The following is an 11178-nucleotide window of genomic DNA, read 5'->3' on the forward strand; positions in this document are numbered from 1 at the left end:
CCCGAGGCCCGGGTGTCGCCAGCCCCCGTCCTCAATCGAAAGAAATGTGAAGTATCTGCCATGACCCTGCTACCGGTCGTCTCCCTCACCGACTGTGCCGACGCCAACGCGCTGGCCCGGCAGTCCACCCGGATCGCCACCCTCTTCGGCGCCACCCCGACGGTGCTGCCGCTGGGCGGCCCCGACCCGGAGGGCGCCGCCGCCCTGACGCTGCTGGACCTGCTGCGCTCCACGGATCTGATCGGCGGGCCGACGCAGCCGGTGGTGGTCCTGGTGAACATCGCGCCGCGGGACGGGCACTGGCCCAACGGTGTGCCGTTCTGCTGGTTCCGCCACGGCGACCACCTGGTCATCAGCACCCTGAACCACCGGGTCCTCGCCCCTCTCGCCACCTACCTGGGCATCACCGAGGTCCACGTCACCGACGTCCGCGAGGTCCTGGAGGCGGCCGCCGCCGGTTGGGCCGAGCTCGCGCCGGCCGAGGTCGAGGAGATGGTGCGGACCCAGTTCCGCAGCCTCTGGTACGTGCCCCTCCTGGCCCGCTGGCTCGCCGACGGCCGCGAGGTCCCCGCGCAGCCGACGGCGGTGCCGCAGCCCGTCACGCACGATGTGCGGGTCGCCGTCGTCGACAACTTCGGCAACTGCAAGCTCGACCGGCCCGCCGCCGAACTCCCCGGCTACACCACCGCCAAGAGCCTCCTCGTCCACAACCGGCACGAAGGCCGCGACGTCCAGGTCCGCTGTTACGACCGACTCCCCGACGTCCCCCTCGGCGAACCCGGGATCACCGTCGGAAGCTCCGGCGTCGGCTTCGCCGAACTCGTCGTCCGCGGCGGCTCCGCAGCCGAGGTCTTCGGCCTCAACCAAGGCGACCAGGTCCTCAGCCTCGCCGGCTGACGCGGGCGCCTTCTCCTCCGCCCCCCTCTTCCCCCGTTCCCCTTCCTCCGTTTTCCTTCTCCCGTAGCCCCGTCCTCCGTCTTCCCTTCCTTCATGGTCCCGGCCTTCTCTTTCTAAGGATTTCTGATGTCCCGTACCCGAATAGCTCTTTCGGCTTCCGCCGCCGCCGTCGTCGTGCTGGCGGCAGCCGCCTGCGCACCCCAGCCGCAGGCCGACCCGAAGGCGTCCGGCTCCGCCGGAGCCGCCGCTGCCTGCACGACGGACAGCGCCAGTCTTCACAAGCCGGGCCAGCTGACGATCGCTACGGATTCTCCGGCGTACGAACCGTGGTTCGACAGCAACACTCCGTCCAACGGCAAGGGCTTCGAGAGCGCGGTGGCCTACGCGGTGGCCGGGAAACTGGGCTTCGCAAAGGATCAGGTGAAGTGGGTCGTCGAGCCCTTCGCCCATTCCTACGCGCCCGGCGCGAAGGCCTTCGACTTCGACATCAACCAGATCTCCATCACCCCGCAGCGCGCGAAGGCCGTCGACTTCTCCAGCAGTTACTACACCGCCAACCAGGCCATCCTGACCCTGGACGGATCGAAGTTCGCCAACGCCACGTCCCTCAGCGCGTTCAAGGACGCGAAGATGGGCGTTCAGGTCGCCACCACCAGCTACCAGGCCGTCCTGGAGCGGCTGAAGCCCACGCAGAAGCCGAGCGTCTTCAACACCACCAAGGACGAGGTCACGGCGCTGACGAACGGTCAGATCGATGCGATCGTCACCGACCTGCCCACCGTCTTCTACCTGGCGGGCGCGGAGCTGGACAACGGGAAGATCGTCGGCCAGTTCGGCTACGCGGGCGGCACGCCGGAGAACTTCGGCCTGCTCCTGCCGAAGAACAGCGGCTACACCTCCTGCGTGAACCAGGCCCTCGACGCCCTCAAGGCCGACGGGACTCTCGCGAAGCTGACGTCGACGTGGCTGTCCGCCTCGGCGAACGTCCCCGAGCTGAAGCAGTAACGGGCCCATCGTGGAACTTACGAAAACATCCGCGCCCCCGGCGGCGGACGACGCCTACCTGCCCAGTGATCACGAACTGGAGCGTCAGCGATTCCGGCGCTCGCGCCGTCGCCGTCAGACCTGGACCGCCTCCCTGTGCACGCTCATCGCGCTGGTCGCGGTGGGTGCCGGGGCGGTCGCCTCACCCGGCTGGGACCGTGTCAGGAGCCTGTTCCTGGACTGGGCCGAGCTGCGGGCCGCGTTCCCCGAGCTCCTTCGGGGCTTCTGGCTGAACATCCAGATGTTCCTCGTCGCCGAGGTGCTCATCCTGGTTCTGGGGCTGCTGATCGCGCTGGTGCGGGTGACCCGTGCGCCGGGTCTGCAGCCGCTCCGGCTCGCCGCGACCGTCTACGTGGACGTCTTCCGGGGTGTTCCGACGCTCCTGCTGGTCTTCCTCGTCGGGTTCGGCCTGCCGGCCCTGCAGCTTCAGGGCACCCCGTCCGACCCCTGGGTCCTGGGCGTCATCGCCCTCGTCCTGTCGTACGCCGCCTACGTCGGTGAAGTCCTGCGCGCTGGGCTCAACTCGATCCACCCCGCCCAGCGCAACGCCGCCCGCGCGCTCGGCCTGAACGAGCGGCAGACCCTCCGGCACGTCGTCCTGCCCCAGGCCGTACGCAACGTCCTGCCGCCGCTGCTCAACGACTTCATCGCCCTGCAGAAGGACACCGCCCTCGTCTCCGTCCTCGGCCCCCTCGAAGCTCTGCGCGCCGCCCAGATCAAGGCGGACTACGACTTCAACTACACCCCCTACCTCGGAGCGGCCCTGTTGTTCATCGCCGTCACCATCCCCCTCACCCGCTTCGCCGACCGCCTCCAGCGACGCGCGGCCCAGCGCACCTGGGCGGAGGCCGGCCGGTGAACCAGCCCCTCCTGCGCATCCGCGGTCTTCGCAAGCAGTACGGGTCGCGCCTCGTCCTGCGCTCGATCGACCTCGACGTCGCCGAACACCAGGTCGTCTGCCTCATCGGCGGTTCCGGCTCCGGCAAGTCGACCCTCCTCCGGTGCGTCGACCTCCTCGACGTCGTCGACGACGGCACCATCCACCTCGGCGAGAGCGAGCTCACCGACCCGCGTCTGGACCCGGACATCGCCCGCCGCCGCATCGGCATCGTCTTCCAGGCGTACAACCTCTTCCCGCACCTCACCGTGCTCGACAACATCACCCTCGCCCCGCGTCAGGTCCACCGCACCCCCCGCAAGCAGGCCGAGGCCACGGCTCGTGAGCTGCTGGCCCGGCTCGGGCTCGCCGACAAGGCCGACGAGCACCCCGACCGCCTCTCCGGCGGACAGCAGCAACGCGCGGCCATCGCCCGCGCCCTCGCCACCGAGCCGGAGCTGCTGCTCTTCGACGAGATCACTTCCGCCCTCGACCCCGAGCTCGTCGGCGAAGTCCTCGACGTCGTCGCCGACCTCAAACAGCGCGGTCTGACCATCCTCATGGCCACCCACGAAATGGACTTCGCCCGGCAGGTCGCCGACCAGGTCTGCTTCCTCGAGAACGGCGTCATCGTCGAGCAGGGCACCGCGGAACAAGTCCTCACCGCACCCCGGGAACAAGCCACCCAACGCTTCCTCGCACGAGCACTCGACCGCACCTGATCGCGGCGAGCCGCACCGGCCGGACCTCTCACGGCCTGTGGGGCCTCGGGCTCACGTCGGACCCGTTCGGCGACGAGCCCGAGGCGTACGCCGGATCGGTGCTCTCCGGCCCGTCTGCGGGCCGCCGCCCCGAGCCGTACGCACGAACCTCGGCGGACCGGACCCTGCACGGCCGGGGCGCGGCATCCGGCCGATGCCGCATCCTGCGGGGCCTGGATCAGCGGGTGAGGCTCGACTGGCGGACGACCAGTTCCGGTTGCAGGATGACGTGTTCGTGCCGGTGCAGGCGGGCGTTCTCGCCGGTCTCCTGGAGGAGGAGGTCGGCGGCGAGGGACCCGATGGTGAGGGCCGGCCGGCGCACCGAGGTCAGTGGCACGGTGGCCGCCGCGGCGAACTCGATGTCGTCGTAGCCGACGAGGGCCATGTCGTCGGGGACCCTGACGCCCGCCGCGTACAGAGCCTGGAGGACGCCGAGGGCGAGCAGGTCATTGGCGCAGAACACGGCGGTGGGACGGGCGGCCGGACCGAGGAGCCTGGCTCCGGCATCGCGTCCGGCGGCGACGTCGAGCCGTTCGGCGGGGATCTCCTGGAGCGCGTCGGCGGGAAGTCCCGCCTCGGCCAGGGCGAGGAGGGCTCCCTCGCGGCGGTCCCGTATCTGCTGGAGGTGTGCGGGGCCGCTGACGTAGGCGATCGAGCGGTGTCCGGCCGCGGTCAGATGACGGACCGCCAGCGATCCGCCGACCACGTCGTCGACGGAGACCGAACAGGCGTCCGTGCCGGCGGCCACACGGTCGACAAGGACGACGGGGATGCCGTGCCGGCGGAACTCGCCGAGGCCGGCGCCGCTCGGGTCGGCGGGGGTGATCAGGACGCCCCGGACCCGTTGCTGGGCGAAGAGGGACAGGTAGTCGGCCTCCTCGCGAGGATCCTGGTCGCTGTTGCAGACCATGACGCCCAGGCCTGCGGCGCGGGCGGTGCGCTCGGCGCCGCGGGCGAGGTCGACGAAGAACGGGTTCCCCATGTCCAGGACCAACAGGGCCATGATGCGGCTGCTGCCGGCCCGGAGCTGGCGGGCGTACTCGCTGCGCACGTAGCCCAGGCGGGAGATGGCGCCCTGCACCTGGCGCCGGGTCTCGTCCGAGACCTGGTCGGGCCGGTTGATCACGTTGGAGACGGTGCCCACGGAGACGCCCGCCTCGCGTGCCACGTCCTTGATGCCGACCGTCCGTGCGCCGCCTGTCATCCGTCCCATCTGCTCCGTCCTGCGCCGTGCTCGTCCGCGCGTGGTGCCGCCGGGAAGAGCCGTCCTTTGCGGCCGGTCTCGCCGTTCACGCGAGGTGGAAGACCTCTCGCCGTTCACGCGAGGTGGAAGACCTCGGTGAGCGGACGCATGGCGGCGTCGGGCGCCCGGCCGTCCAGCTCCTCGAAGTACTCGGCCATCTCCGCCTGCCAGCGGGCGTTCACGTCGGTGGCTTCCATCGCGGCGCGGGCCCGGTCGAAGTCCGGGGTCTCCAGGTAGCCGACGAGGAGGCCGTCCTCGCCCAGGAAGAGGGAGTAGTTGTGCCAGCCGGCCGTGGACAGGGCGTCGCGCATCTCGGCCCAGACGTCCTGGTGGCGTTCGCGGTATTCGGCGGCCTTCTCGGCCCGGACCTTCAGCAGGAAGCAGACGCGCTGCATCGGGTTACCTCGTTCTCTGCGGTGGGTCACTCATTCTGAAATGTTTCATTCGAGTTGCCTGGAAGCTAGCCCCGACCGTCCCGGCGGTCAAGATCCCTCACTACGTCACCGCCCTGCACAGCACCTTGACGGCCATCCGGACGCGGGCTAGCTTCCCTTTCGCATGAATCGATTCATTAAATCGATCGGTTCCCTGCTCATCAGCCCCGGCCCCCGGGGTCCCCGTTCTCCCAGCCACCCCGAGGTGACCATGCCTGACATCGCTGCCGTGAAGGCCGCACTCGCCGGCCAGCGGATCGAGACACCCTCCTGGGGCTATGGAAACTCCGGCACCCGGTTCAAGGTGTTCGCGCAGTCGGGCGTGCCACGGGACCCGTACGAGAAGCTGGACGACGCCGCCCAGGTGCACGCGTTCACCGGCGTCGCCCCCAAGGTGTCCCTGCACATCCCGTGGGACGGGGTCGACGACTACGCCGCCCTGGCCGCGTACGCGAAGGACCGCGGTCTCGAACTGGGTGCGATCAACTCCAACACCTTCCAGGACGACGACTACAGGCTCGGCAGCGTCTGCCACCCGGACCCGAAGGTGCGCCGCAAGGCCGTCGACCACCTCCTGGAGTGCGTCGACATCATGGACACCACCGGGTCGACGGACCTGAAGCTGTGGTTCGCCGACGGGACGAACTACCCCGGCCAGGACGACATCGTGGGGCGGCAGGAACGGCTGGCAGAGGCGCTGGCCGAGGTGTACGGGCGGCTCGGCGACGACCAGCGGATGCTGCTCGAGTACAAGTTCTTCGAGCCGGCCTTCTACACCACCGACGTGCCGGACTGGGGCACCTCGTACGCCCACTGCCTCAAGCTCGGCCCCAAGGCCCAGGTCGTCGTCGACACCGGCCACCACGCGCCCGGCACCAACATCGAGTTCATCGTGGCGTTCCTCCTGCGGGAGGGGAAGCTGGGCGGCTTCGACTTCAACTCGCGCTTCTACGCCGACGACGACCTCATGGTGGGCTCCGCCGACCCCTTCCAGCTCTTCCGGATCACGCACGAGGTCGTGAAGAACGGTGGCCTGGACCCGGCGGCGAACGTGGCCTTCATGCTCGACCAGTGCCACAACATCGAGGCGAAGATCCCCGCCGTCATCCGCTCCGTGATGAACGTCCAGGAGGCCACCGCCAAGGCCCTCCTCGTCGACCCGGACGCCCTGGCCGCGGCCCAGCACGCCGGTGACGTGCTCGCCGCCAACGCCGTGCTGATGGACGCGTACAACACCGACGTACGACCCCTGTTGCGCGAGCTGCGCGAGGAGCAGGGTCTCGGCCCCGAACCCGTCGCCGCGTACGCCGCTTCCGGGTGGCAGGAGCGGATCGCGGCCGAGCGCGTGGGCGGCGAGCAGGCCGGCTGGGGAGCCTGACCGCCCCACCCGGCCGAGGCCCCGGCCCCTCCGGGCTCTTCCGGGCTCTTCCGGGCTCTTCCGGGCTCTTCCGGGCTCTTCCGGGCTCTTCCGGGCTCCTGAGGGCCCTACCCCCGGCTCCTCCGGCTCCTCCGGCTCCTGAGGGCTCTGCCCTCCCGCATCTTCGACTCCGAAGGACTGATCGCACATGGCCACCCACCCCGACCTCGCCGCGCTCATCGCCCGCGCGCGCCGGCTGGGCTCCGACCCGCGCAACACCAACTACGCCGGCGGCAACGCCTCTGCCAAGGGAACCGTCACCGACCCGGTCACCGGCTCCGACACCGAGCTGATGTGGGTGAAGGGGTCCGGCGGTGACCTCGGCACGCTGACCGAGGACGGCCTCGCCGTGCTGCGGCTCGACCGGCTGCGGGCGCTCAAGGACGTCTACCCGGGAGTGGAGCGCGAGGACGAGATGGTCGCCGCGTTCGACTACTGCCTCCACGGCAAGGGCGGCGCCGCCCCCTCCATCGACACCGCCATGCACGGTCTGGTCGACGCCGCGCACATCGACCACCTCCACCCGGACTCCGGCATCGCCCTCGCCTGCGCGGCCGACGGCGAGAAGCTGACGGCGGAGTGCTACGGCGGGAAGGTGGCGTGGGTGCCGTGGCGGCGCCCCGGTTTTCAGCTCGGCCTGGACATCGCCGCCATCAAGGAGGCCCACCCGGACGCCGTCGGCGTGGTGCTCGGCGGCCACGGCATCACCGCCTGGGGCGCGAGCGCCGAGGAGTGCGAGGCCCATGCCCTGTGGATGATCCGTACGGCGGAGAGCTTCCTCGCGGAGCGGGGCAAGGAGGAGCCGTTCGGCGCCCCCCTGGACGGCTACGCGGCGCTGGACGAAGGGGGGCGCCGGGAGCGGGCCGCCGCGCTCGCGCCGTACATCCGGGCGATCGCCTCCCAGGACCGGCCGCAGGTCGGCCACTTCAACGACTCCGACGTCGTCCTCGACTTCCTCGCGCACGACCAGCACCCGCGCCTGGCCGCCCTGGGCACCTCCTGCCCGGACCACTTCCTGCGGACGAAGGTCCGTCCGCTGGTCCTGGATCTCCCCGGCACGGCGGATCTCGGCGACGTGATAACCCGGCTGAAGGAGCTGCACGCGGAGTACCGCGAGGAGTACGCCGCCTATTACCACCGCCACGCCACCGCGGACTCCCCCGCGATGCGCGGCGCGGATCCGGCGATCTTCCTGATCCCCGGCGTCGGCATGTTCTCCTTCGGCAAGGACAAGCAGACCGCGCGGGTCGCGGGCGAGTTCTACGTCAACGCCATCAACGTGATGCGCGGTGCCGAGGCCGTCTCCACCTACGCCCCCATCGACGAGTCGGAGAAGTTCCGCATCGAGTACTGGGAGCTGGAGGAGGCCAAGCTGCGGCGCATGCCGAAGCCGAAGCCGCTCGCCACCCGCGTCGCCCTGGTGACGGGTGCGGGCTCGGGCATCGGCAAGGCCGTCGCGCACCGGCTGGCCGCCGAGGGCGCCTGTGTCGTGGTTGCCGACCTGAACGGCGAGAACGCGGCGGCGGTCGCCGAGGAGCTGGGCGGCCGGGACAAGGCTGTGGCGGTCACCGTGGACGTCACTTCCGAGCAGCAGATCGCCGACGCGTTCCGTGAGGCCGTACTCGCCTTCGGCGGCGTCGACCTGGTCGTCAACAACGCCGGCATCTCCGTCTCGAAGCCGCTCCTGGAGACCACCACCCGCGACTGGGACCTCCAGCACGACATCATGGCCCGCGGCTCCTTCCTCGTCTCCCGCGAGGCCGCCCGGATCATGATCAAGCAGAATCTGGGCGGCGACATCGTCTACATCGCCTCCAAGAACGCGGTCTTCGCCGGACCGAACAACATCGCCTACTCCGCGACCAAGGCCGACCAGGCCCACCAGGTCCGTCTCCTCGCCGCCGAGCTCGGCGAGCACGGCATCCGCGTCAACGGCGTCAACCCCGACGGCGTCGTCCGCGGCTCCGGCATCTTCGCCGCCGGCTGGGGCGCCCAGCGCGCCGCCACGTACGGCATCGAGGAGAACAAGCTCGGCGAGTTCTACGCCCAGCGCACCCTCCTCAAGCGCGAGGTCCTCCCGGAACACGTCGCGAACGCGGTCTTCGCCCTCACCGGCGGCGACCTGACCCACACCACCGGCCTGCACATCCCCGTCGACGCCGGCGTCGCGGCCGCCTTCCTGCGCTGACGGCGCACCACGACCGCCCTGATGCCGGTTGTCCGAGGCGCCGACATCAGGGTGTACGGGCAGTGGAGCGGCGCCGTCTGTCCTCGTGCTCCTTCTCCCTCCTCGCCCCCTACGAGCCACCCGCCCCCGCGGAGGAAGCCCCACGTGACCACCACTCCCCCGTCCTCCGCCTTCGCCTCCGCGTTCGCCGCGGTCGATCTCGGCGCCACCAGCGGGCGCGTGATCCTCGGCCGGGTCGGCCCGGACAAGCTCGACCTCACCGAAGTCCACCGCTTCCCCAACACCCCCGTACGACTCCCCGACGGGCTGCGCTGGGACGTCCTCGCCCTCTTCCAGGGCGTCCTCGACGGGCTGCGCGAGGCCGCCCGCTCCGGCGGCGTCGTCTCCCGCGGTGACGTCTCCGGCGGTGTCGTCTCCATCGGCGTGGACACCTGGGCCGTGGACTACGGCCTCCTCGACGCCGACGGCGCCCTGCTCGGACACCCGTTCCACTATCGCGACGACCGGACCGACGGTGTCGCCGAACGGGTGTGGGCCGAGGTCGGCCGCAAGGAGCTGTACGAGGTCACAGGGCTTCAGCACCTCCCGTTCAACACGGTCTTCCAGCTGGCCTCCACCGAGGGAACCGTCCAGCGGGACGTCGCCCGCACCCTGCTGCTGATCCCGGACCTGCTGGTCCACTGGCTGACCGGGTCCATCGGCGCCGAGGAGACGAACGCCTCCACGACCGGCCTTTTCGACGCCCTCACCGGCACCTGGTCCGAGGATCTGCTGGGCCGTCTCTCCCTCGACCCCGACCTGTTCCCACCGCTGCGCTCCCCCGGCGACCCGGCGGGAACCCTGCTCCCCCATGTCGCCGCGTACACGGGTCTCGATCCCCTGACGCCGGTGACGACGGTCGCCTCGCACGACACCGCCTCCGCAGTCGTCGCCGTGCCCGCGACCGAGCCGGACTTCGCGTACATCTCGTGCGGCACCTGGTCGCTCGCCGGCCTCGAACTCGACGCCCCCGTCCTCAGCGAGGAATCCCGGGCCGCCAACTTCACCAACGAACGCGGCATCGACGGAACCGTGCGCTACCTGCGCAACATCATGGGCATGTGGCTCCTCGAGGAGTGCCGGCGCAGCTGGGAGAAGGAGGGGCTGCCCCACCACCTCACCACGCTCCTCACCGACGCCGCCCGGGCCGAACCGTTCGCCTCGGTCATCGACCCAGACGCCTCCGAGTTCCTCGCCCCCGGCGACATGCCGGCCCGCATCCGGGAGTACTGCGCCCGCACCGGCCAGCGTGTACCCGGCAGCCAGGGCGCGGTGGTCCGCTGCATCCTGGAGAGCCTGGCGCTCGCCCACCGCCGCACCCTGCGACAGGCCGCCGAACTCGCCGGCCGCGACATCCGCCGGATCCATCTCGTCGGCGGCGGATCACGCAACGACCTGCTGTGCCGGCTCACCGCCGACGCCACCGGCCTGCCCGTCGTCGCAGGACCCACCGAAGCCACCGCCCTGGGCAACATCCTCGTCCAGGCCCGGGCCGCCGGCCTGGTCGGAGACCTCGCCGACATGCGCCGGCTGATCGCCTCCACCCAGCATCTGCGGCACTACACGCCCGGGGGCGACAGCGCCGCCTGGGACGCGGCCGCCGCCCGACTCGACTCCGCCCCGAGGAACCCCTGATGCGCGTCGCCCTCTTCGCCACCTGCGTCAACGACGCGGTCTACCCCTCCACGGCCGTCGCCACCGTGAAGCTCCTCGAACGCCTCGGCGTCTCCGTCGACTTCCCCGCCGCCCAGACCTGCTGCGGCCAGCCCCAGTACAACACCGGCTACCGCCGGGAGACCGAGCCCCTGGTCCACCGCATGGCCCGTGCTTTCGCGGGATACGACCACGTGGTCACCCCGTCCGGGTCCTGCGCCGCCATGGTCCGCGACAACTACCCGAGGATCGGGCGGAAGGCTCAGGCCGAGGGACGCGGCAGCGCGCTCGTCGAGGCCTCCGCATCGCTCGTCCCCAGGACGTACGAGCTGACGGAGTTCCTCGTGGACGTGCTGGGCGTGACGGACGTGGGCGCGTACTTCCCGCACAAGGTGACGTACCACCCCTCCTGCCACGGTCTGCGGATGCTCGGCCTGGGCGAACGCCCCCGCCGACTCCTGGAGGCGGTGAAGGGGCTGGAGCTGGTTGAGCTGCCGGGCGCGGAGGAGTGCTGCGGCTTCGGCGGCACGTTCGCGGTGAAGAACCCGGACGTCTCGGCGGCGATGGGCTCCGACAAGATCACGAACGCGCTGTCCACGGGCGCGGAGGTCCTGTGCGGCGCGGA

At 70.7% G+C, this 11178-nt stretch carries 10 protein-coding genes; 8 read left to right on the forward strand and 2 right to left on the reverse strand.

Going from position 1 to position 11178, the window contains the following annotated elements:
• Window positions 1-60: 60 nt before the first annotated feature.
• The 4 genes from ACF07V_RS37655 (at window position 61) to ACF07V_RS37670 (ending at window position 3540) form a co-directional block, all read left to right on the forward strand.
• Window positions 61-897 (forward strand): SAM hydroxide adenosyltransferase, encoded by an 837-nt coding sequence (locus tag ACF07V_RS37655; protein WP_392160505.1) that lies wholly within the window; start codon window positions 61-63, stop codon window positions 895-897.
• A 126-nt stretch (window positions 898-1023) separates the two neighbouring features.
• Window positions 1024-1902 (forward strand): ABC transporter substrate-binding protein, encoded by an 879-nt coding sequence (locus ACF07V_RS37660; protein WP_392160506.1) that lies wholly within the window; start codon window positions 1024-1026, stop codon window positions 1900-1902.
• Between the two features lie 10 nt (window positions 1903-1912).
• The gene (locus ACF07V_RS37665) at window positions 1913-2800 is read left to right on the forward strand and encodes an amino acid ABC transporter permease (protein WP_392160509.1); all 888 of its coding nucleotides are present in this window, start codon (window positions 1913-1915) and stop codon (window positions 2798-2800) included.
• A complete protein-coding gene (locus tag ACF07V_RS37670) occupies window positions 2797-3540 on the forward strand; it encodes an amino acid ABC transporter ATP-binding protein (RefSeq protein WP_392160511.1) in 744 nt (247 codons plus the stop codon). Before ACF07V_RS37665 ends, ACF07V_RS37670 begins: the two co-directional genes overlap by 4 nt.
• Window positions 3541-3757: 217 nt before the next feature.
• Here the strand turns inward: ACF07V_RS37670 and ACF07V_RS37675 are convergent, their stop codons facing one another.
• Window positions 3758-4783: a LacI family DNA-binding transcriptional regulator gene (locus tag ACF07V_RS37675; protein ID WP_392160528.1), complete on the reverse strand. Its 1026-nt coding sequence runs from the start codon at window positions 4781-4783 to the stop codon at window positions 3758-3760.
• A gap of 113 nt (window positions 4784-4896) precedes the next feature.
• The gene (locus ACF07V_RS37680; protein WP_392160512.1) at window positions 4897-5217 is read right to left on the reverse strand and encodes an L-rhamnose mutarotase; all 321 of its coding nucleotides are present in this window, start codon (window positions 5215-5217) and stop codon (window positions 4897-4899) included.
• A gap of 250 nt (window positions 5218-5467) precedes the next feature.
• Here ACF07V_RS37680 and rhaI point away from each other — a divergent pair, with 250 nt between their 5' ends.
• From rhaI to ACF07V_RS37700, 4 genes are all read left to right on the forward strand, one after another.
• A complete protein-coding gene (rhaI, locus tag ACF07V_RS37685) occupies window positions 5468-6634 on the forward strand; it encodes an L-rhamnose isomerase (protein ID WP_392160514.1) in 1167 nt (388 codons plus the stop codon).
• Between the two features lie 187 nt (window positions 6635-6821).
• Window positions 6822-8861, forward strand: a complete 2040-nt coding sequence (locus tag ACF07V_RS37690) for a bifunctional aldolase/short-chain dehydrogenase (protein WP_392160516.1) — start codon at window positions 6822-6824, stop codon at window positions 8859-8861.
• Between the two features lie 144 nt (window positions 8862-9005).
• The gene (locus ACF07V_RS37695) at window positions 9006-10535 is read left to right on the forward strand and encodes a rhamnulokinase family protein (protein ID WP_392160518.1); all 1530 of its coding nucleotides are present in this window, start codon (window positions 9006-9008) and stop codon (window positions 10533-10535) included.
• A partial coding sequence (locus ACF07V_RS37700; protein ID WP_392160520.1) for a (Fe-S)-binding protein occupies window positions 10535-11178 on the forward strand: 644 nt, incomplete at its 3' end. The genes ACF07V_RS37695 and ACF07V_RS37700, both read left to right, overlap by 1 nt.

The sequence above is a fragment of the Streptomyces sp. NPDC015661 genome (assembly GCF_043077765.1).
Lineage (GTDB): Bacteria > Actinomycetota > Actinomycetes > Streptomycetales > Streptomycetaceae > Streptomyces.